This is a genomic window from Pseudomonas gorinensis (assembly GCF_042015035.1).
Lineage (GTDB): Bacteria > Pseudomonadota > Gammaproteobacteria > Pseudomonadales > Pseudomonadaceae > Aquipseudomonas > Aquipseudomonas gorinensis.
In genome coordinates this window covers 4,692,121-4,712,329 of record NZ_CP167125.1, presented here as the reverse complement: position 1 = coordinate 4,712,329, position 20,209 = coordinate 4,692,121, and the positions used below count along the sequence as shown (strand labels likewise).

Annotated in this window: 20 protein-coding genes; 7 read left to right on the top strand and 13 right to left on the bottom strand. The window is 61.6% G+C overall.

What is annotated here, in order from left to right; translation table 11 throughout:
* Positions 1-114: 114 nt before the first annotated feature.
* The 3 genes from AB7933_RS21315 (at position 115) to AB7933_RS21305 (ending at position 3,671) form a co-directional block, all read left to right on the top strand.
* Complete coding sequence (locus AB7933_RS21315) at positions 115-978, top strand: Dyp-type peroxidase (RefSeq protein WP_024076193.1); 864 nt, start codon at positions 115-117, stop codon at positions 976-978.
* 127 nt (positions 979-1,105) lie between these two features.
* Positions 1,106-2,470 (top strand): MFS transporter, encoded by a 1,365-nt coding sequence (locus AB7933_RS21310; protein ID WP_024076192.1) that lies wholly within the window; start codon positions 1,106-1,108, stop codon positions 2,468-2,470.
* A gap of 70 nt (positions 2,471-2,540) precedes the next feature.
* Complete coding sequence (locus AB7933_RS21305; RefSeq protein WP_024076191.1) at positions 2,541-3,671, top strand: MFS transporter; 1,131 nt, start codon at positions 2,541-2,543, stop codon at positions 3,669-3,671.
* Positions 3,672-3,698: 27 nt separating this feature from the next.
* On the opposite strand, the gene AB7933_RS21300 is transcribed toward AB7933_RS21305, so the two are convergent.
* On the bottom strand, positions 3,699-4,220 hold the full coding sequence (locus AB7933_RS21300) for a DUF3087 domain-containing protein (RefSeq protein WP_024076190.1): 522 nt from the start codon (positions 4,218-4,220) through the stop codon (positions 3,699-3,701).
* Positions 4,221-4,346: 126 nt separating this feature from the next.
* Here AB7933_RS21300 and AB7933_RS21295 point away from each other — a divergent pair, with 126 nt between their 5' ends.
* A complete protein-coding gene (locus AB7933_RS21295; RefSeq protein WP_024076189.1) occupies positions 4,347-4,526 on the top strand; it encodes a hypothetical protein in 180 nt (59 codons plus the stop codon).
* Between the two features lie 12 nt (positions 4,527-4,538).
* Positions 4,539-4,739, top strand: coding sequence for a DUF6021 family protein (locus tag AB7933_RS21290; protein ID WP_024076188.1), 201 nt, complete (start codon positions 4,539-4,541; stop codon positions 4,737-4,739).
* 31 nt (positions 4,740-4,770) lie between these two features.
* Here the strand turns inward: AB7933_RS21290 and AB7933_RS21285 are convergent, their stop codons facing one another.
* Entirely contained in the window at positions 4,771-5,007 is a 237-nt protein-coding gene (locus AB7933_RS21285) for a DUF6555 family protein (RefSeq protein ID WP_024076187.1), read from the bottom strand.
* A gap of 121 nt (positions 5,008-5,128) precedes the next feature.
* On the opposite strand from AB7933_RS21285, the gene AB7933_RS21280 reads away from it, so the two are divergent.
* Entirely contained in the window at positions 5,129-5,953 is an 825-nt protein-coding gene (locus AB7933_RS21280; RefSeq protein WP_024076186.1) for an arylamine N-acetyltransferase family protein, read from the top strand.
* A gap of 81 nt (positions 5,954-6,034) precedes the next feature.
* Here the strand turns inward: AB7933_RS21280 and AB7933_RS21275 are convergent, their stop codons facing one another.
* Genes AB7933_RS21275 through AB7933_RS21265 form a run of 3 tightly spaced genes read right to left on the bottom strand, consistent with a single transcriptional unit; the run spans position 6,035 to position 8,820 of the window.
* A complete protein-coding gene (locus AB7933_RS21275; protein ID WP_024076185.1) occupies positions 6,035-7,036 on the bottom strand; it encodes an NAD(P)H-quinone oxidoreductase in 1,002 nt (333 codons plus the stop codon).
* A 2-nt stretch (positions 7,037-7,038) separates the two neighbouring features.
* Positions 7,039-7,371 carry a carboxymuconolactone decarboxylase family protein gene (locus AB7933_RS21270; RefSeq protein ID WP_024076184.1) on the bottom strand — a complete coding sequence of 111 codons (333 nt, stop codon included), beginning with the start codon at positions 7,369-7,371 and terminating at the stop codon, positions 7,039-7,041.
* A gap of 12 nt (positions 7,372-7,383) precedes the next feature.
* Positions 7,384-8,820, bottom strand: a complete 1,437-nt coding sequence (locus AB7933_RS21265; protein ID WP_024076183.1) for an NAD-dependent succinate-semialdehyde dehydrogenase — start codon at positions 8,818-8,820, stop codon at positions 7,384-7,386.
* 310 nt (positions 8,821-9,130) lie between these two features.
* Between AB7933_RS21265 and AB7933_RS21260 the strand changes: the two genes are divergently transcribed.
* Positions 9,131-10,057, top strand: coding sequence for a LysR family transcriptional regulator (locus AB7933_RS21260; RefSeq protein ID WP_024076182.1), 927 nt, complete (start codon positions 9,131-9,133; stop codon positions 10,055-10,057).
* An 82-nt stretch (positions 10,058-10,139) separates the two neighbouring features.
* Here the strand turns inward: AB7933_RS21260 and nuoN are convergent, their stop codons facing one another.
* The 8 genes from nuoN to nuoG are packed head-to-tail and all read right to left on the bottom strand — an operon-like array spanning position 10,140 to position 20,135.
* Complete coding sequence (gene nuoN, locus AB7933_RS21255) at positions 10,140-11,603, bottom strand: NADH-quinone oxidoreductase subunit NuoN (protein ID WP_024076181.1); 1,464 nt, start codon at positions 11,601-11,603, stop codon at positions 10,140-10,142.
* A 7-nt stretch (positions 11,604-11,610) separates the two neighbouring features.
* Positions 11,611-13,143, bottom strand: a complete 1,533-nt coding sequence (nuoM, locus tag AB7933_RS21250) for an NADH-quinone oxidoreductase subunit M (RefSeq protein WP_024076180.1) — start codon at positions 13,141-13,143, stop codon at positions 11,611-11,613.
* 39 nt (positions 13,144-13,182) lie between these two features.
* A complete protein-coding gene (nuoL, locus tag AB7933_RS21245; RefSeq protein ID WP_024076179.1) occupies positions 13,183-15,036 on the bottom strand; it encodes an NADH-quinone oxidoreductase subunit L in 1,854 nt (617 codons plus the stop codon).
* Entirely contained in the window at positions 15,033-15,341 is a 309-nt protein-coding gene (gene nuoK, locus AB7933_RS21240) for an NADH-quinone oxidoreductase subunit NuoK (RefSeq protein ID WP_003174727.1), read from the bottom strand. Before nuoK ends, nuoL begins: the two co-directional genes overlap by 4 nt.
* A 2-nt stretch (positions 15,342-15,343) precedes the next feature.
* The gene (gene nuoJ, locus AB7933_RS21235) at positions 15,344-15,847 is read right to left on the bottom strand and encodes an NADH-quinone oxidoreductase subunit J (RefSeq protein WP_003174726.1); all 504 of its coding nucleotides are present in this window, start codon (positions 15,845-15,847) and stop codon (positions 15,344-15,346) included.
* 9 nt (positions 15,848-15,856) lie between these two features.
* Entirely contained in the window at positions 15,857-16,405 is a 549-nt protein-coding gene (gene nuoI / locus AB7933_RS21230; protein WP_003174725.1) for an NADH-quinone oxidoreductase subunit NuoI, read from the bottom strand.
* A gap of 11 nt (positions 16,406-16,416) precedes the next feature.
* The gene (gene nuoH, locus AB7933_RS21225; RefSeq protein WP_017137518.1) at positions 16,417-17,424 is read right to left on the bottom strand and encodes an NADH-quinone oxidoreductase subunit NuoH; all 1,008 of its coding nucleotides are present in this window, start codon (positions 17,422-17,424) and stop codon (positions 16,417-16,419) included.
* Positions 17,421-20,135, bottom strand: a complete 2,715-nt coding sequence (gene nuoG / locus AB7933_RS21220; protein WP_024076178.1) for an NADH-quinone oxidoreductase subunit NuoG — start codon at positions 20,133-20,135, stop codon at positions 17,421-17,423. The genes nuoH and nuoG overlap by 4 nt, the downstream gene beginning before the upstream one ends.
* Positions 20,136-20,209: the final 74 nt, after the last annotated feature.

Sequence of the window (20,209 nt, the reverse complement as noted above, 5' to 3'; positions counted from 1 at the left end):
AAACATGACTAGAGAGTCACCCAACAACGGTCTCCATGGCAAGGCTTGTGCGCTTTGCAGTACGCAGGGGCGCGCGTGGCGGGTAAACTGCGCGGCTTTCTTGAAGGAGTTCATATGAGTCAGTACCAGCCGGGCATTCTTGCCGCTCCGGTGCCCTTGCAGGCACGCCATCTGTTTTTTGCCGTGGATTCCCTGGACGCCGTGCCCGCTGCGCTGGATGCGTTGGTGCAGCGTGTGGATTCGGCGGCCGTGGTCGGGTTCGGTGAGCCGCTGGTAACCGCCCTGGGCGCACAGATCGACGGTTTGCGCCCATTCCCGGCTGTCAGCGGGCCAGGTGCGCACAACCCCTCCACCCAGCAGGCGCTGTGGGTGTGGTTGCATGGTGTGGATCGCGGTGAGCTGCTGTTGCGCAGTCGCGCCTTTGAAAAAGCCTTGGCCCCGGCTTTTCGACTGGTGCAGTCGACCGAAGGTTTTCGCTTCAAGACCGGCTTCGACCTGACCGACTACGAAGACGGCACCGAAAACCCCCACGACGATGCCGCCGTGGAAGCCGCGCTGACCGACAGCGGTGCCAGCTTCGCCGCGATCCAGCAATGGCAGCACGACCTCGATGGCTTCGCCGCCTTGCCCGCCGAGGAGCGCGACCACATCATCGGCCGCCGCCATGGCGACAACGAAGAACTCGACGACGCCCCCGAATCCGCCCATACCAAACGCACCGCCCAAGAGAGTTTCACCCCGGAAGCTTTCGTGGTACGCCGCTCGATGCCGTGGGCCGAAAATGGCCAGGCTGGCTTGATGTTTCTTGCCTTCGGCCATTCCTTCGACGCATTCGAAGCGCAACTGCGCCGCATGAGCGGGCTGGAAGACGGGATTGTCGATGGCTTGTATCGCATCAGCACGCCGTTGACCGGCGGCTACTACTGGTGCCCGCCGCTTCAGGCCGGGCGCCTGGACCTGGGTGCACTGACGGGCTAAGCGATCCACCCCACGGGCCTGCTGTTTCGAAGCGAACATGAAAACTCTGACAGACAGGCAATCGATCACTGAAAAATGTCGGCACAGCCCTTAGTCTAGAGGCCTTTGTCACCCGCCTGGATCGTTCATGTCTTCTGTTGCCGATGGGTTGCCCTTTAACAAACGCCTGCCGGCGGTCATCGCCATTTCCCTGGGGATCGGCATGGCGACCCTGGACACGGCCATCGTCAACACGGCGCTGCCGACCCTGGCCGAAGGGATCGGCACCGATTCCGCCTCGGTGATCTGGGTGGTCAATGCCTACCAGTTGGCGATTATCGCCACGGTATTGCCGTTCGCTTCGTTGAGCGATGTGCTGGGCCATCGCCGGGTGTACCTCGGCGGTTTGCTGCTGTTTATCCTGTCTTCGCTGTTTTGCGGATTGGCCGGGTCGCTGGTGACCCTGACGGCGGCGCGAGTGGTGCAGGGGTTGGGCGCGGCAGCCATCATGAGCGTGAATACGGCGCTGTTGCGGCATATCTACCCGTCGAAAATGCTGGGCCGTGGCCTGGGCTACAACTCGTTGGTGGTGGGGCTGGCCTTTACCCTGGGGCCGACCGCCGCGTCGGCGATCCTGTCGGTGGCGACCTGGCACTGGCTGTACCTGATCAATGTGCCGTTGGGGCTGTTGGCCCTGGTGTTGGGCCTGCGTTCATTGCCGACCCTGCCCATGACCGGGCATGCCTTCGACCGTCTGGCGGCCGTGCTGTGTGCCGGGTTATTTGCCTTGCTGGTCCTCGGCCTGGGCACGGCGGTGCACGGCGCCCAGGGCGCACTGACCCTGGGCCTGGTCGCGCTGGCGCTGGTCTGTGGCGCGTTGCTGTTGCGCCGGCAGGCCGGGCACCCGGCGCCGATGCTGGCCCTGGATTTGTTCAAGCGGCCGGTGTTTGCCTTGTCTTCCCTCACGGCGATCTGCGCGTTCAGCGCCCAGGGCCTGGCCTTTGTGTCGCTGCCCTTTCTGTTGCAGGCGGTGCTCGGGCATAGCCAAGTGGAAACGGGCTTTCTGATGACGCCCTGGCCAGCCGTCGTGGCGGTCATGGCGCTGGTGGCGGGGCGCCTGGCCGACCGTGTCTCCCTGGGGGCGCTGTGCGGCATCGGCCTGCTGATGCTCAGTGTCGGCATGGCCGCGCTGGCGACACTCGGCAGCGGTGCGTCGACGTTCGATATCGGCTGGCGCATGGCACTGTGCGGCGCCGGGTTTGGCTTTTTCCAGTCGCCCAACCTCAAGGCGCTGATGACCAGTGCGCCGTTGGCGCGCAGCGGTGGGGCCAGTGGCATCGTGGCGATTTCACGGTTACTGGGGCAGACATTGGGCGCCTCGCTGGTGGCATTGTGTTTCCACCTGTTCCTGGGCAGCGGTCCGCAATATGCCTTGTGGCTGGGCTGCGTGTTCGCGTTGGTGGGCGCCGTGGCCAGTGGCTTGCGCTTACTGCCCTATGGGGAAAAAGCGTGATTGGGCGTTGTAAAAACCGGCGTGGGAAGGCTACCTTGGCGACCTGAATATTTCGGGATGTTTCAGATTTATGTCCAGCCTGGCCCTCCGCACCGCTGATACTCACTCCCGTCGCGCCGCGCTGACCCTTGCCTTATGCCTGCCCAGTGATGTGTTGCTCTACCTGCTGCTGCCGATGGAGTACCAGGCGTTCGGCATCACTTTGGCCCAGGCCGGGGTGTTGTTGGCCGCCAACCGCCTGGTACGGATTTTCGGTTACCGGCATGTATTGAATTTTTACGCGCGCCACGGCGACCGCTTGACCTGCATGATCGCGGCGGGGGCCGCGACATTGTGCGCCGTGGGCAATTCGATGCTGTCGGGGTTTGCCGCCCTGCTGGGCTTGCGCCTGGTCTGGGGCTTGTGTTTTGCCGCGTTGAACCTGTCCACCCAGGTGCTGGCCACCTCGGAGCCTGCGGGCGCCGCGCGCCGGGCCGGGCGATCGCGGGCGTTGATTGCGCTTGGGCCGATGCTGGCCTTGCCCCTGGGTGGGTTGCTGACGTTGTGGGCCGGGCCGCGTCCGATTTTCCTGATTCTTGCCGGCTGCTGCCTGGTGGGGCTGTGGATGGCGCGCGGTTTGCCCGGCACCGGGCACGACTTGCACAGCACCCCGGGGCGCCGTTTCAAATGGCCCGACAGTGTGGCGCTCTGGTCATTTATCGAAGGCGTGGCGCTGGATGGCTTGTTTATCTTCGGTCTGTCGATTCAGGCGCAGAAGATCATGGGCGGTGACGCGGTGCTGATCGCTGGGGGCTTGATGGCCCTGCGTTACCTGTCGGAATTGCTCCTCAGCCCCTTGGGGGGGCGCGCGGCACAACGCTTCGGCGCCACCGCCATGTTGTTGCTGTTTTCGTTCTTGAGTGCACTGGCCCTGGCTGCGTTTGGCAGCTATTGGGTGATCATCGGCGCGGCGGCGGTGCTGGTGCTGCGTGCCTTGCAACTGCCCCTGGTGACTACCCTGGTGGCCGAGCGCAACCCCGGTGCCATGCGGGTGTCGGCGTTGGCGTCGAACGCAGTGTGGCGCGATATCGGTGCCGGCCTCGGGCCGCTGCTGGCAGGCCTGTTGCTGCCGGTGGCGTCGGCGCCCTGGGTGTTTGGCCTGGCGGGCGCGGCGATTGCGGTAAGTGCGCTGTTCTGCTGGCGCGCCAAGCGTTCCAGCTGATGGGGCAGGGCGCGTGTATCCGCAGGCTCAAGCGGCTTTGATACTGTCCAGCCAGGCGGGGTTGAAGCGGGTTTGTTCGGTGTCGAGCCCCAGCGCCTGCATCTTGGCCTTATGCGCCTCGATCTCGCCAACCAACTGCGCCTGGGCGCTGGAGTTGGCGTCCAGCTCGTGCATTTGCGTCAGCCCCAGGTGGTAGAAGCGCAGCACCTTGAGCGCGGTCGGGTCGTTGGCCTGCACCCGTTCGGTCACGGTGTGCATCACATTGGTCACGCGCATCAACTGGCGCTTGAGCTGCCAGCCATACACCGCGGGCGCCAGCCACGGCTGGTGCCACAACGGGCCGCGCACCAGGGCAACAGTGATCAACACGCCGGCAAATACACCACCGACGTTGAAGCGAAAGTTATCACCACCAGGCTCGCCGAACAGCATCACGGCCAGGCTCGACAGCAGCATCGCCAAGGCCACGAAAAGCACGGCCACGATCAGCGTGCTGCGACGGGTCTGACGGCGGTAGGTGACGGGGTCGCAGGGTTTGAGCTCGAACATCCGGGGCAGGTCTCCAGAAGGAATGTGCCGGCATCTTCTCATGCCTGGGGCAATCAAGTTGAACGATGGTTTGCGGTACTTCCTCTAAAACGATGCAGGCCACTAACCCCCGTGAGGTGAAGCATCATGCCCGAATACAAGCAGCCGCCGCCCGGCACTCCCGACCCCGACCGCACACCCGGTGAAGAAGAGCGCGATAACGATGCATTGCGCCCCAATGATCCGAAGGAGCGTGACGAACACGATGAGGTGGAGCGCGTCGAGCAAGACCTGGAAACCCTCCACGACAAAGCCCGCCCGCTTTAACAGGAGACAGTCATGAATAAACCCTCGGATGGCCCACACTCCAACGAACATGCCAGCGGCCAGGATGAGCTGGGCTTCGACCCGGACTCGCCGGATGTGGCAGACCCGCAGGTCGACCCGGTAGGTCCGGCCATCGCCCCGCTGGATAGGAAAGGTAAGGACGAGGCGAAAAAAAAGCCGCCCTACGATCCGTTGGGCGACTTGAAACACTAATACGGGCCCCGCCATTGAGCGGGGCTTTGCTTTATTTGGGCGGTGTCCAACTGACGTCGGTGATGCCGTATTTCTCTGCCCAGGGCCGCGTGGTTTTTTTCACCTGCTCGTGACCTACCCGGCCGATACGACTGACATGGGCGATGTCGGCGTCGACGGCTGCCCAGTGCCAGGCTTCGGCGTTGTTCATGATTTCTGCGCGCACCACAAAAGATTTCGGCTGGCCGTGCAGTTGGTAGTGGATGGTGTAGATTTTTGCGGTACTCATGTTGCCTCCCTGTCTTGTTCATAGATGGAGAGGAAAGCGTCCAAAAAGGTTCACTCAAAATGACAAGGTGCATGCCAGGACGGCATAGTGAGGCCTTTGCACCGTGCCCAAGGATCGCGCCATGCTCCAGCTGACCCATAGCCGTTTGTACCTGCAACACCTCGGTTACGATGCGCCGCCCCCGCCTACGTTGCAGACCCTGCGGGATTTGCAGCTGCGTCATGTCTGCCGCTTTGCCTTTGAAAGCCTGTCGACCCTGATGAAGCTGCCGGTACCGATCGACCTGCCCAGCGTCGAGCAAAAAGTGTTGTTCGAGGGGCGCGGTGGTTATTGCTACGAGTTGAACCAGATGTTTCTCGCGTTGCTGCAGGAACTGGGTTTCGACGCGCGTGGGATCACCGGCAGGGTGGTGATGGGCGGGCCACCCGATGCACGCACCGCGCGGACCCATCGCCTGAGCCTGGTGACCCTGGACGGCGTGCGCTATATGACCGATGTCGGCTTTGGCGGCATGGTGCCCAGCAGCCCGTTGCTGCTGGACACCGAAGCGGTGCAGGCGACCGCCCATGAACCCTATCGCCTGACCTTCAACGACGGCAGCTACACCCTGTGGGCCCTGGTCGCCGGGGAGTGGCGCGGCTTGTATGTGTTCGACCTGCAAGTGCAGGCGGACATCGATTATGAAATCGGCAATTGGTACGTCTCCACCCACCCAGGTTCGCCGTTTCTCGGCCAGTTGAAAGTGGCACTGCTGGCGCCCGGTCGACGCCACACCTTGAACAATGCTGACTATGCGATTCACACCCTGGATCGCCCCAGCGAAAAACACCGGATAGACAGTGCCGACGAATTGTCGAGGGTGCTGCACGATACCTTCGGTATTCGCCTGCCAACGCATCCGCAACTTCGCGAAGCGCTGGAGGGCTTAATCCTGGGGCGTCCGTAAGCGCGCGACGAACCGGAAATCAACGAGCTTGACGGGAAACTCACCAACAACGTTTTTTAGGGTGGCAACCTGCTGCCGGGCTTAAACCAAGTCAGCCGGTTGCATCGTCAGAATGATTTTTCCAACATTCTCGGATGATTCCATTCGGCGATGGGCATCGGCCGCACGAGACAGCGGGAACGTGCTGTCAACGACCGGCTCCAGACTTCCGGCGCCCTCGAAGCGATCAAGCCAATGCGCGCGGAAGCGCTTGATCATGTCGTGCTTCTCTGGCTGTGTACGGGACTTCATGACCGTACCGATGATTTGCAAGTGACGGTAAAGGATGTGCTCCAGTTCTACGCTTACCTTACCGCCTCCGCCCAGGATACCGACCTGTACCAGCCGGCCTCCATGGGCAAGGGAAGCGATGTTGCGTGCGAAGTAGGGCTCGCCCACGAAATCAATGACGACATCAACCCCTCGACCATGGGTTTTATCGGCGATGACTTGGGCAAAATCCTGCGTCTTGTAGTCAATGGCCGTATCGGCTCCCAAATGTTCGACACGCGCCAGCTTGCTGCCGTCGGTTGTCGCATACACCGTGGCCCCGGTGGCGTATGCCAGTTGCACGGCGGCAGATCCCACACCACCCGCAGCGGCATGGATCAATACCGAATCGCCGGACTTGAGCCGAGCCAGGTGCATCATTGCTTCATGGGCGGTGACGAAGACCTCGGGAATAGCGGCTGCGTGCACATAGTCCAACTGCGCAGGAATAGGCATGGCCATGCGATAGTCGATGCGTGCAAGCTCGGCGTAGGCCCCACCGCCGACAACGCCCATCACTCGATCTCCGATCTCAAAATCCTTGACCTCATCACCTTTGCCAATCACCTCGCCGGCGATCTCCAGACCGATGATCGGTGAGTCACCGAAATTTGGATGGCCGTAGCCACCTGTTCGATGGGTCAGATCCGCACGGTTCACACCCGCCGCATAGACCCGTACCAGCAAGTCAGTCGGGCGGACTTCAGGGGTGGGAGCGTCTGCCAGTTCAAGTACGTCCGCCGCGCCGAAGGCGCTAATGCTGATGGCTTTCATGGTCAGTTTTTCTCCGATTCGGTAAACGTGGCATTGGCGATAGCGGAGGCGGTGATGGCGCCTGGAAAGCCTACGTAGAACGCCAGGTGAGTGATCGCGGCGGCGATTTCGTCATGGGTCACCCCGTTGCTGACTGCCCGTCGCAAGTGCGCGGGCAACTCTTCAGAGTGACCGCCGGCAATCAATGCCGCCACGGTGATCAGGCTTCGGTCGCGCGGGGACAATGCCGGGTCGCTCCAGATCTGCGGATACAGCGTTGAATCGACGAATTGCGACAGCTTGGGTGTAAACGCCCGGGCCGCTTCACGAGGGCTGCTGAAATTGAGCGTGGACATGATGAGGTCTCCTTAAGCCTGGCTGATGAATTTGTGGGTGAGGTAGTGCTCGATGCCTTCAATGCCGCCTTCCGAACCGTGGCCGCTTTCTTTCATGCCGCCGAAGGGAAGTTCCGTGGCGACGATGCGGTATTGGTTGATGCCGATCATTCCGGCCTCCAACCCGTCAGCGACGTCAATGGCTGTTCGAGCGCTGGACGTGAACGCGTAGGCTGACAGCCCGTAGGGCAGTCGATTTGCCTCCTTCAAACCATCCGCCAAGTGATCGAATGGCATCAGTACGGCGATAGGCCCAAAGGGTTCTTCATGCATGACTCGGGCGCTCATAGGCACATCCGCCAACACGGTGGGCTCAAAAAAGTAGCCGCTGCATTCCAGGCGTTTACCACCGGCCAACACGCGTGCACCTTTGGCGACGGCATCAGCCACCAACGCTTCCATCTTGGCCAACTGCCTTGGATTGGCGAGCGGTCCAACCTGGGTACCAGGCAGCAGGCCATCGCCAATGTTCAACGCGAGGGTGGCCGTCACAAAGTGATCGACAAAGGTTTCGTAGACGTCACGCTGAATCAGAAACCGCGTTGATGAGATGCAGACTTGGCCAGTCCCGCGGAACCGATTGGCAACGCCTTCGACGGCGGCTTTTTCGACGTCGGCGTCATCGAATACCAGTACTGGCCCGTGCCCTCCCAATTCCAGGGTGATGGGCTTGACGCCTTCTGCCGCGCGGGCTGATAGCAGCCGCCCGATGGGAACCGAACCCGTAAAGGTCACCTTTCGAATGATGGAGGAGGCGATCAGGTGGCTGGAAACCTGATCCGGTACACCAAAGACCACCTGCAACACGCCTTTAGGCAAGCCTGCATCGTCGAGTGCACGCGCCAGGGCCAGCGCCGTGGAGGGGCTTTCTTCCCCTGGCTTGAGGATGACACTGCAACCTGCGGCCAAGGCTGCCGAGAGCTTGCGAGCGGGCGTAATGGCTGGGAAATTCCAGGGCGTGAACGCAGCGACAGGGCCGATCGCTTGGCGTTTTACCAGTTGCAGCACACCGGGACGATTGGCCGGCACTACGCGCCCATCGATGCGGCGTGCGCTTTCGGCAAACCACTCGAAGTATTCAGCCGCACGCGTGACCTCATCCAGGCTTTCTGCAAGCGGCTTGCCCTCTTCAAGGGTCATTTGCTCGGCAATGTGGGGGGCGCGCTCCAGGATGAGATCGGCAGCACGTTTGAGAATTTTTGCGCGCTTGTCAGGTACGGTCTGGCGCCATTGCTCAAAGCTCAGTTGCGCCACTTCGAGGGCGTGATTGAGGTCGTCGGTGGTGGCGAGTGGAACGCGCCCGATCTCACGTGCGGTTGCGGGGTTGACGACAGCAGCGGTTGCGCGTCCTTCGGCACTGATCCATTCACCACCGATAAAGAGATAAAGCGGGTCGTAAGACGTGTTCATGGGGTTGCCCTTCGGTTGGATTATCAAACGTTCATACAGCTCGGCGCCTGGGGTGCCGCGGCAGGGCTTGTTCAGGCGCCCTGTGCAACCCAGTCTATGGACTGGGAACCGTTTGATTTAGCCGGCCAGGAGGGAATCATTGTTGTGTCTGGAGGGAATATCGAGCACAGGCAGGAGCGTGTAGCATCTGCATTGCCGCACGCGTCATGCGGCGATGACTGTCCGGATCGAAGTTCAAGACGTTAGTGTTTTTTGGTGGCGTACTTCTGCAGTGAAGAACGTTGGGAATTGGATCGACAGGTAGATCTGGATGGATAAGCTTACGAACATGTCGGTGTACGTCAAAGTGGTTGAGATGGGCAGTTTTACTGCTGTGGCTAACCATCTTGACTCTACGGTCGGCAATGTCTCGCGTGCGGTTTCCGCGCTGGAAAACGTGCTCGACACCCGCCTGTTGCAGCGCTCGACCCGCCGTCTTTCGGTGACGGACGCTGGCCGGCGCTTTTATGAGCGCTGTACCAAGATTCTGGCGGACCTTGAAAACGCAGAAGCCGAGGCGAGTAATGCCGCGCTGAAACCCAGGGGGACATTGCGTGTGCATTGTGTGCCGGGGCTGGCGCGGCAGTTGGTCACCTCGGCCGTGCTGGAGTACCGCCGGGAATTCCCCGAAGTCACCGTGGACTTATTGCTTTCTCAGCGGATGCCTAACCTTTTGGAAGACCAATTGGACGTGTCTATTCTGATCGCCCGCACGCTGCCGGATTCAGCGTATGTCAGCCAAAAAATCGGTGTTAGCCATTGTGTGCTGGTTGCGTCTCCAGCCTATCTGGAACGACACCCAGCCCCTGTGACGCCGGAAGATCTCGATGATCACCAGTGCTTGCTGTTGGGCACCGTCGATTATGTGCGGGATGAGTGGCAATTGAAGAGCAAGGCCGGGGATGCCACGTTCGCCCCCCAGGGCCCGAGTTTCAGCGTCAATGATATGGACGCAATGGCGTCCGCCATTCGAGAGGGCGCAGGCATAGGTTTGCTGGCCGGCTTTTCAGCTATCGAGGACCTGCGTTCAGGCAGGCTCGTGCGTGTTCTGCCTGAGTATCACACCTACGAGCGCAATGTTTACGCCGTCTACACATCACGGCAGTTCATCGATGCGAAAATTACCCGCTTCATCGAGACGTTAAAAAATCGGGTCGGCACTGAGCTGATGATGACCGCTCAGGAACTGATTGTTTGAACGAAGCCTGGAACAATTTTCCCCAGCATGCAAAACGGCGCCCGAAGGCGCCGTTTCTGTTTACTGACATCCCGCTAGGCAATCAAACGCCCAGCACCGCGTGCTGCACCAGGGTGAGCAACGGTTGTGGGTACACGCCCAGGAAGAAGGCGAGCAGGGCGATGGCCAGCAGCATCACGCCACCGGCTTTCTGTTCCCAGTGCAGCTCGGCGTCAACACGGCGCAGGTTTGGCTCGATCAGGTACAGGGTGACCATCACGCGCAGGTAGTAGAACACGCCGATGGCACTGCCCAGCACCAGGGATGCAACCAACCACCACTCGTGGGCTTCGACACCGGTAGCGACGATGTAGAACTTGCCGATGAAGCCCGCGGTCAGCGGGATACCGGCCAGGGAGAGCATCATCACGGTCAGCACGGCGGTCAGGTACGGACGGCGCCAGAACAGGCCGCGGTATTCGTACAGGGCGTCGGCGTCACGGCCTTTGTAAGGCGAGGACATCAGGGTGATCACGCCGAACGCGCCGAGGCTGGTGATCACGTAGGTGACCAGGTACACGCCGATCGCTTCCACGGCCAGGCCTTTGCTCGCCACCAGGGCGATCAGCAGGTAGCCGAAGTGGGCGATGGACGAGTAACCCAGCAGACGCTTGAGGTTGTTCTGGGTCAGTGCCAGCAGGTTACCGAACAGGATCGACGCAATGGCGATCACGGTCAGCACGTTGCTCAGCACGCCGGTGTTGGCGGCAGGAGAGATCTGGAACAGACGCACCATCACCGCAAACACGGCAACCTTCGACGCGGTGGCCAGGAACGCGGCGACCGGCGCCGGGGCGCCTTCGTACACGTCCGGGGTCCACAAGTGGAACGGCACCAGCGACAGCTTGAACGCCAGGCCGATCAGCATCATCGCCAGGCCCAGTTGGGCAATCGGCGCGGGGCTGTTGGTGGCGGCCAGGGCGTGACCGATACCGGTGAAGCTCAGGCTGCCGGCTTCGGCGTAGAGCAGGGCCATGCCGAACAACAGGAACGCGGAACCGGCGGCCGACAGCACCATGTACTTGATGCCGGCTTCCAGGGAGCGCTTGTTGAAGAAGGCGTAGGCCACCAGGCCGTAGGTCGGGATCGACAGCAGTTCCAGGCCGATGAACAAGCCGGCCAGGTGCTGCGCGCTGACCAGCACGATGCCGCCGGCCGCAGCCAGCAGGATCAGCAGGTACAGCTCTTCGCGGTTGCCCGGGTAGCCCGTGCCGCCTTCGCCGAGGTAGGCGTGGGCGAGGGTGACGCAGGCCAGGGTCGCCACGAGGATCAGCGCGATATACAGCAACGCGAAGTCATCGATCATCATCAGCGGGGTGACCGCCAGTGGTGCGACCTTGAGTGCCGGGATAATCGACAGCAGGGCCAGGTTCAAGCCCGCGCAGGACAGCAGGAACGTTTGCGAGTGATTGCGGCGCCAGGCGATCGCCAGCATCACCACCACGATGGTGAGGCTGGTGATCAGCAGCGGCGCAAGCGCGATAAAGTGTTGGATCGTGAATTCCATAGCGCTCTTACCGGGCCGAAGCGAGTTGAGAGAAGGCGGTGCCGAACCACTGCTGCACGCCATGCATCGTTGCGGCAGAAGTGTCCAGGAACGGTTGCGGGTAAACGCCGATGTAGATCAGCAAGACCGCAAGACCGAGCACCATGATCAGTTCGCGAGCATCCATCCCGTGCAGCACGGTGTCGGACTTGGCCGGACCGAAGTACGCGCGGTGGATCATGATCAGCGAGTAGACCGAACCGAACACCAGGCCGGAGGTGGCGATGGCGCTGATCCATGGCGTGTGTACGAACGAACCCATCAGGATCAGGAACTCGCCGATGAAGTTGCCGGTACCCGGCAAGCCCAGGGACGCGGCGGCGAAGAACAGGCTGATCGCCGGCAGGTAGGCAATGCGCGACCACACGCCACCCATCTCACGCATGTCACGGGTATGCAGGCGCTCGTACAGCTGGCCACTGAGGATAAACAGCGCGGCAGCCGAGACACCGTGAGCGAGCATCTGGATCACCGCGCCTTGCAACGCCAGCTGGCTACCGGAGTAGATGCCGATCAGCACGAAACCCATATGGGAAACAGACGAGAAGGCGATCAGACGCTTGATGTCGGTTTGCGCAAAGGCCAGGAACGCACCGTAGAAGATCCCGATCAGACCCAGGGTCATGGCGATCGGCGCGAACTCGGCCGAGGCATTCGGGAACAGCGGCAGGGCGAAACGCAGCAGGCCATACGCAGCGGTCTTCAGCAGGATACCGGCCAAGTCCACGGAACCCGCGGTCGGCGCCTGGGCGTGGGCGTCAGGCAGCCAGGAGTGGAACGGCACCACCGGCAGCTTCACCGCGAAGGCGATGAAGAAGCCCAGCATCAGGATGTACTCGGTGGTCAGGGACATCTTGGTTTTCAACAGGTCGGCGTAGTTGAAGGTAATCACGCCCGTGCTGTTGAAGTTGACCAGTACCAGGCCAAGGATCGCCACCAACATGATCAGGCCGGAAGCCTGGGTGAAGATGAAGAACTTGGTCGCCGCGTAGATCCGGGTTTTCTTGCCGTCCGAAGAACTGTGACCCCAGAGCGCGATGAGGAAGTACATCGGCACCAGCATCATTTCCCAGAAGAAGAAGAACATGAACAGGTCGAGGGCGAGGAACACGCCGACAACGCCGCCCAGGATCCACATCAGGTTCAGGTGGAAGAAGCCCACGTGACGCTGGATCTCTTTCCAGGAGCAGAGTACCGAGAGGATACCCAGCAGGCCGGTCAGCAGGATCATCAACAGCGACAGGCCGTCGAGGGCCAGGTGCACGTTGATGCCGAAGCGTTGGATCCACACGTGCTTGAATTCAAGCGCGAACGTCGGATCGACACCCGGTGCCGGAGCAAATGAATAGTCGCCATGGGCCCACAGCCAGAGGCCGAGAGCGAGTTCCAGGGACATGGTCAGCAACGCAATCCAGCGGGGGAGGGTGGCGCTGAAGCGTTCACCCATCCAGCAGAGCAGGCCGCCGATAAAGGGGATCAGGATTAGCCAGGGCAGAATCATGACGGGCTCGTTTCCTTTCGCAAGTTCGCAAAGTTCATATCAGACCGCTACCACAACGATGGCGCCGATCACCAGCACGGCACCGGCCGCCATGGAAGCTGCATACCAACGCAGTTGGCCCGTCTCGGTACGGCTCAGGGCGGTGTGACCGCCTTTGGCAGCGCGCGGGATCAAACCGATGGTCTGGTCCAGCGGGTCTTTACGCAGTACATGACTGATGGCCAGGTATGGCTTGACGAACAGTTTGTCGTAGATCCAGTCGAAGCCCCAGGCAGCGAACCACCAGGCCGAGAGGAAACGGCCGATGCCACTGTTGGCCACGGCGGTCACGAAGCGACGCTTGCCGAGGAACAGCAGGGCCGCCAGCAGGATACCGGCGATGGCAATGGCGCCCGAGGCGATTTCCAGGCTGTGCTTGGCGGCGCCACCGGCATGGCCGGCGCTTTCCGGCAGTACACCGGCCAGTGGCGGGGTGATCAGGGCGCCGATGAAGGTCGACAGGATGATCAGCACCGACAGTGGCAACCAGTGGGAGATGCCATGGCCTGCGTGGGCTTCGGTCTTGGCTTCACCGTGGAAGGTGATGAAGATCAGGCGGAAGGTGTACAGCGAGGTCATGAATGCACCGACCAGGCCTGCATACAGCAGGTTCTGGTTACCGCTGGCAAAGGCTTCCCAGAGGATTTCGTCCTTGGAGTAGAAACCGGCGGTCACCAACGGCAAGGCGGCCAACGCGGCACCACCGACGATGAAGCTGGCGTAGGCCAGTGGCAGTTTCTTCCACAGGCCGCCCATCTTGAAGATGTTCTGCTCGTGGTGGCAGGCAACGATCACCGCACCGGAGGCAAGGAACAACAGGGCCTTGAAGAAGGCGTGGGTCATCAGGTGGAAGATCGCCGCGTCCCAGGCGCCAACGCCCAGGGCCAGGAACATGTAGCCGATCTGGCTCATGGTCGAGTAGGCGAGGATACGCTTGATGTCGGTCTGCACCAGCGCGGCGAAGCCGGCCAGTACCAGGGTCACGCCGCCGACCACGCCCACCAGGTGCAGGATGTCCGGCGCCAGGGTGAACAGGCCGTGGGTACGGGCGATCAGGTAGACACCGGCGGTCACCATGGTCGCGGCGTGGATCAGTGCCGAGACCGGTGTAGGGCCGGCCATCGCATCCGCCAGCCAGGTTTGCAGCGGCAGCTGTGCGGATTTACCCACGGCGCCGCCCAGCAGCATCAGGGTCGCCAGGGTGATCCAGAAGTCACCGACCTGGAATTTCTGCGGTGCCAGCACCAGCAGTTCCTGGATGTTCAGCGTGCCCACTTGTTGGAACAGGATGAACAGGCCGATGGCCATGAACACGTCGCCGATGCGGGTGACGATAAAGGCCTTGAGTGCCGCGTTACCGTTGTTGCGGTTGCTGTAGTAGAAACCGATCAACAGGTACGAGCACAGGCCCACGCCTTCCCAGCCGAAGTACAGGAACAACAGGTTATCGCCGAGCACCAGGAACAGCATGCTGGCGATAAACAGGTTGGTGTACGAGAAGAAGCGCGAGTAGCCCGCTTCACCGCGCATGTACCAGGATGCGAACAGGTGGATCAGGAAGCCCACGCCCACCACCACGCCTAGCATGGTGATCGACAGGCCGTCGACGTAGAGGGCGAAGTTGGGCTTGAAGCCCTCCACCGACATCCATTGCCACAGCACCAGGGTGTAGTGACCGCCTTCGGGTGGCGCGACGTTGAATTGCCAGATGACGTAGGCGGCGACGATCGCCGACAGGCCAATGGAACCCACGCCGATCAGGGCAGAAAGGTTTTCCGACCAGCGTCCACGGGAGAACGACAGCAGCAGGAAACCGATCAGGGGAAATACGAAAGTCAGAAAGATCATGTTCATCCGCGCATCTCACTGGCAGCGTCGATATCAAGCGTGTGGAAGCGACGATACAGTTGCAGCAGGATCGCCAGGCCAATACTGGCCTCGGCGGCTGCCAGGCTGATCACCAGGATGAACATGACTTGTCCATCCGGCTGGCCCCAACGTGCACCCGCCACGATGAACGCCAGTGCCGCAGCGTTCATCATGATTTCCAGGCTCATCAACACGAACAAAATGTTACGGCGGACCATCAGGCCGACCAGGCCAAGGCAGAACAGGATGCCGGCGACCGCCAGACCATGCTCCAAAGGGATAGCAGGCATCGTCATTGCTCCTTGGCTTCGTTGCGGCCCAAGTGGAAGGCGGTGATGGCTGCGGCGAGCAGCAGCATCGAAGCCAGTTCGACCACCAGCAGGTACGGGCCGAACAGGCTGATGCCCACGGCTTTCGCATCCACGGTGGTGTGGCCGATGGCCTGGCCGCTCTGGTGAGCGAACAGCACATACAGCAGTTCACCCAGCAGCAGGGCTGCGAGGACGACCGGGCCGAGCCAGATGCCGGGCTTGAGCCAGACGCGCTCCTGGGCGACCGAAGCCGGCCCGAGGTTGAGCATCATCACCACAAACACGAACAGCACCATGATGGCGCCGGCGTAGGCGATCACTTCCAGGACACCGGCGAACGGTGCGCCGAGGCTGAAGAAGGTCATGGCCACGGCGATCAGCGAAATGATCAGATAGAGCAGGGCGTGCACGGGGTTGGTGTTGGTGATCACGCGAAGCGTGGACACAACCGCGATACCCGATGCGAAATAGAAAGCGAATTCCATCTTTCTTCCTTAAGGCAGCAAGCTCTTCACGTTGATCGGCTCGGCTTCGTTTTGTGCGGCGCCCTTCGGCTTACCGGCAACGGCCATACCTGCAACACGATAGAAGTTGTAATCAGGGTTTTTACCGGGACCAGAGATCAGCAGATCTTCTTTCTCGTACACCAGGTCCTGACGTTTGAACTCGGCCATCTCGAAATCCGGTGTGAGCTGGATCGCGGTGGTCGGGCAAGCTTCCTCGCACAGGCCGCAGAAAATGCAGCGCGAGAAGTTGATGCGGAAGAAGTCCGGGTACCAGCGACCGTCTTCGGTTTCAGCTTTCTGCAGGGAGATGCAACCCACCGGGCACGCCACGGCGCACAGGTTGCAGGCTACGCAACGCTCTTCGCCATCGGGGTCGCGGGTCAGCACGATGCGGCCGCGATAGCGCGGCGGCAGGTACACCGCTTCTTCCGGGTATTGCAGGGTGTCGCGTTTGCGGAAGCCGTGACCGAACACCATCACCAGGCTTCGCAACTGGGTACCGGTACCCTTAACGATGTCGCCAATATATTTGAACATGGGTCAAATCCTCACTGAACCGCGCCCGCTGGCGTGTTCAACAACACAACGGCAGCAGTCACCAGCAAATTGATCAGGGTCAGCGGCAGGCAGAAACGCCAGCTGAAATCCATCACCTGGTCGTATCGTGGACGCGGAATGGAAGCGCGCAGCAGGATAAACAGCATGATGAAGAACGCGGTCTTCAGGAAGAACCAGAAGAACGCCAGCTGCGGCAGGATGCCGAATGGACCGTGCCAGCCGCCGAAGAACAGCGTGACCAGCAGGGCCGAGATCAAGATGATGCCGATGTACTCACCGACGAAGAACATGCCCCATTTCATGCCGGCGTATTCAATGTGGTAACCGTCGGCCAGTTCCTGTTCCGCTTCCGGCTGGTCGAACGGGTGACGGTGAGTCACGGCCACGCCAGCGATGAAGAAGGTACAGAAGCCGAAGAACTGCGGAATGATGAACCACAGGTTCTGCGCCTGGTACTCGACGATGTCGCGCATGTTGAACGAGCCGACCTGCACCACGATGCCCATCAGCGCGAGGCCCATGAACACTTCGTAGGACACGGTCTGGGCCGAGGCACGCAAGCTGCCGAGCAGGGCGAACTTGTTGTTACTCGACCAGCCGGCGAACAGCACCGCGTAGACCGACAAACCCGCCATGGCGAAGAAGAACAGCAGGCCGATGTTCAGGTCCGCCACGCCCCAGGTCGGGGTGATCGGGATGATCGCGAAGGCAATCAGCAAGGCGCTCATGGCCACGACCGGTGCCAGGGTGAAGATCACCTTGTCGGCAAACGGCGGGGTCCAGTCTTCCTTGAAGAACATTTTCAGCATGTCGGCAGCGATCTGGAACATGCCGAACGGGCCAACGCGGTTCGGACCGTAGCGGTCCTGCCACCAGCCCAGCAGGCGACGTTCGACGAAGCTGAGCAGGGCGCCCGCGACGACCACGGCCAACAGGATCACGATGGCCTTGACGACCGAGATGATCACGTCGATCACTTCAGGGGTGAACCAGGTCATTGCGCTGCCTCCTGCAGACCGTCAACGGTTTTGCCAAAGATTGCCGCGGGAATACCGGCGAAACCTTTAGGCAGTGCAACCAGGCCGGCCCCCAACGCTTCGTTGATGCGCAGCGGCAGACGCAGGGTCTGGCCGGCCACGTTCAGGCTGAGCAGGGCGCCGTCGTTGACGCCCAGGCGGTCGGCTTCGGACTTGGCCACGGATACATAGGCAGCGGGAATGCGCTCTTGCACCGGCGCGGCTTTGGAAGAGGTTTCTTCGCTGCCGAACAGGTGGAAGAACGGCACGACCTGCCAAGTACCGGGGGCCGGATTGAACGGACGCGGTACGGCGGCGAACCAGTTCAGCGCATCGCCCTGGGTTTCGATCAGGCGGGTGCCTGGGTCGCCAGCGCGGATATGACCACCGACTTCGTCCTGGAACTTGTTCCAGGCCTGCGGCGAGTTCCAGCCCGGCGACCAGGCAAACGGCACCTGCTGACGTGGCTCGACGGAACCCGAGTAACCTTCCATGGAGAAGGCGAATGCGGTGTCGTTATCTTGCGGGGTGCGCGGTTCGTGCACGCTGATATCGGCACGCATGGCGGTACGACCGGAGTAGCGCAGCGGTTCACGGGCGAGTTTCAAGCCCTTGATGCGGAACGCGGCGGACGGTGCGGCGTCGACGATACGTGCCAGTTGCGGTGCACTTGCGGCGACAGCTGCGGTGACGTGGTCGAGCTGGGTCCAGTCCAGCGGCTGGTTCAGCAGGGTCGAGCGCAAGGCATGCAGCCAGCGCCAGCCTTCGTGAACCAGGATGCTGGCGTCCATGTACTTCGGATCGAACACCTGGAAGAAGCGCTGGGCGCGGCCTTCCTGGCTGACCAGGGTACCGTCGCCTTCGGCGAAGGTCGCGGCCGGCAGTACCAGGTCGGCTCGCTCGCTGGTCGCGGTCTTCTGGTGGTCGGCCACGATCAGCACCTTGGCGGCGTTCAGCGCGGCATCGACCTTGGCCGAATCGGTGCGGGTGTACAGGTCGTTTTCCAGTACCACGATCGCGTCGGCCTTGCCGTCGGTGACCGCTTGCAGGGCCGCGTCCAGGGACTCGCCCCCGAGCATGGCCAGGCCAAGGCTGTTGGCTTCCGGCACGACCAGGCTGATGGAGCCGTTCTTGTCACGCAGCTTCAGGGCCTTGGCGATGTTTGCGGCGGCTTCGATCAACGCCTTGGACGCCAGCGAGGTCCCGGCAATGATCAGTGGGCGCTTGGCCGCCAGCAGGGCGTCGGCGATGCGTTGGGCAAGTGCCAGCGCTTCAGCGTCCAGGCCTTCGACGGCAGGCGCGCTGGCATCGAGGGCGTGGGCCACGGCGAAACCGATGCGGGCCAGGTCGTCAGGGGCGGCGTGTACGCATTCTTCGGCGATATCGTCGAGCTTGGTTTCAGCGATGCTTGCGATAAACAGCGGGTTCAGCGCGTGCTGGCCGATGTTTTTCACCGCAGCGTCGAGCCAAGGCTGTACGCGCATGGCGTCGGCCATGTCTTCGGCCTTGCCTTTGACTGATTGACGCAGGGACAGCGCGATACGCGCGGCGGTCTGGGTCAGGTCTTCACCGAGCACGAAGATCGCGTCGTGGTCTTCGATGTCGCGCATGTTCGGCACTGGCAGCGGGCTGTCGTTCAGCACTTGCAGGACCAGGCGGATACGTTCCAGTTCACCGGCTTCGATACCGGAGTAGAAGTGCTCGGCGCCGACCAGTTCGCGCAACGCGTAGTTGCTTTCGAGGCTGGCGCGGGGCGAACCGATACCGACGATATTGCGCCCGCGCAGCAGGTCAGCGGCCTTATCGAGGGCCTCATCGGTGCTCAGCTTGGCGCCGCCGGCCAGCAGGGGCTGGCGCGGGCGGTCTTCGCGGTTGACGTAGCCATAGCCGAAACGGCCACGGTCGCACAGGAAGTACTGGTTGACCGAACCGTTGAAGCGGTTTTCGATGCGACGCAGTTCACCGTAGCGCTCGCCCGGGGAGATGTTGCAACCGCTGGAGCAGCCATGGCAGATGCTCGGTGCGAACTGCATGTCCCACTTGCGGTTGTAGCGCTCGGAGTGCGTCTTGTCGGTGAAGACACCGGTCGGGCAGACCTCGGTGAGGTTGCCGGAGAATTCGCTTTCCAGCACGCCGTCCTCGACGCGACCGAAGTACACGTTATCGTGGGCGCCGAAAACGCCGAGGTCGGTGCCGCCAGCGTAGTCTTTATAGAAGCGCACGCAACGATAGCAGGCGATGCAGCGGTTCATTTCGTGGGAAATGAACGGGCCGAGGTCCTGGTTCTGGTGGGTGCGCTTGGTGAAGCGATAACGGCGCTCGTTGTGGCCGGTCATCACCGTCATGTCTTGCAGGTGACAGTGACCGCCTTCCTCACAGACCGGGCAGTCGTGGGGGTGGTTGGTCATCAGCCATTCGACAACGCTGGCGCGGAACGCCTTGGATTCTTCATCGTCGATGGAGATCCAGGTGTTGTCGGTGGCAGGGGTCATGCAGGACATGACGATACGACCACGGGTGTCGTTCTCGTCGGTGTACTGCTTGACCGCACACTGGCGACAGGCACCGACGCTACCAAGCGCGGGGTGCCAGCAGAAATACGGGATATCGAGGCCGAGTGACAGACACGCCTGTAACAGGTTGTCCGCCCCATCGACTTCGAGCGCTTTGCCGTCTACGTGGATAGTGGCCATGGTTCAAAGTTCTTCGTTGGCCCGTTGTCAGCGGGCGTGGCTAATGGAATCTTGTTATTCATGTGCATCAACAC

Bases quoted from the DNA above. Each gene is read 5' to 3' on its own strand.
- AB7933_RS21295 (WP_024076189.1), top strand. From the start codon at position 4,347: ATGCCCGAATACAAGCAGCCGCCGCCCGGCACTCCCGACCCCGACCGC.
- nuoM (WP_024076180.1), bottom strand. From the start codon at position 13,143: ATGATTCTGCCCTGGCTAATCCTGATCCCCTTTATCGGCGGCCTGCTC.
- nuoJ (WP_003174726.1), bottom strand. From the start codon at position 15,847: ATGGAATTCGCTTTCTATTTCGCATCGGGTATCGCGGTTGTGTCCACG.
- AB7933_RS21275 (WP_024076185.1), bottom strand. From the start codon at position 7,036: ATGAAAGCCATCAGCATTAGCGCCTTCGGCGCGGCGGACGTACTTGAA.
- AB7933_RS21310 (WP_024076192.1), top strand. From the start codon at position 1,106: ATGTCTTCTGTTGCCGATGGGTTGCCCTTTAACAAACGCCTGCCGGCG.
- AB7933_RS21305 (WP_024076191.1), top strand. From the start codon at position 2,541: ATGTCCAGCCTGGCCCTCCGCACCGCTGATACTCACTCCCGTCGCGCC.
- nuoN (WP_024076181.1), bottom strand. From the start codon at position 11,603: ATGGAATTCACGATCCAACACTTTATCGCGCTTGCGCCGCTGCTGATC.
- nuoK (WP_003174727.1), bottom strand. From the start codon at position 15,341: ATGCCTGCTATCCCTTTGGAGCATGGTCTGGCGGTCGCCGGCATCCTG.
- nuoH (WP_017137518.1), bottom strand. From the start codon at position 17,424: ATGACCTGGTTCACCCCTGAAGTGATCGACGTGATCATCTCGGTCGTC.
- nuoI (WP_003174725.1), bottom strand. From the start codon at position 16,405: ATGTTCAAATATATTGGCGACATCGTTAAGGGTACCGGTACCCAGTTG.
- AB7933_RS21280 (WP_024076186.1), top strand. From the start codon at position 5,129: ATGCTCCAGCTGACCCATAGCCGTTTGTACCTGCAACACCTCGGTTAC.
- AB7933_RS21270 (WP_024076184.1), bottom strand. From the start codon at position 7,371: ATGTCCACGCTCAATTTCAGCAGCCCTCGTGAAGCGGCCCGGGCGTTT.
- AB7933_RS21260 (WP_024076182.1), top strand. From the start codon at position 9,131: ATGGATAAGCTTACGAACATGTCGGTGTACGTCAAAGTGGTTGAGATG.
- AB7933_RS21290 (WP_024076188.1), top strand. From the start codon at position 4,539: ATGAATAAACCCTCGGATGGCCCACACTCCAACGAACATGCCAGCGGC.
- nuoL (WP_024076179.1), bottom strand. From the start codon at position 15,036: ATGAACATGATCTTTCTGACTTTCGTATTTCCCCTGATCGGTTTCCTG.
- nuoG (WP_024076178.1), bottom strand. From the start codon at position 20,135: ATGGCCACTATCCACGTAGACGGCAAAGCGCTCGAAGTCGATGGGGCG.
- AB7933_RS21315 (WP_024076193.1), top strand. From the start codon at position 115: ATGAGTCAGTACCAGCCGGGCATTCTTGCCGCTCCGGTGCCCTTGCAG.
- AB7933_RS21285 (WP_024076187.1), bottom strand. From the start codon at position 5,007: ATGAGTACCGCAAAAATCTACACCATCCACTACCAACTGCACGGCCAG.
- AB7933_RS21265 (WP_024076183.1), bottom strand. From the start codon at position 8,820: ATGAACACGTCTTACGACCCGCTTTATCTCTTTATCGGTGGTGAATGG.
- AB7933_RS21300 (WP_024076190.1), bottom strand. From the start codon at position 4,220: ATGTTCGAGCTCAAACCCTGCGACCCCGTCACCTACCGCCGTCAGACC.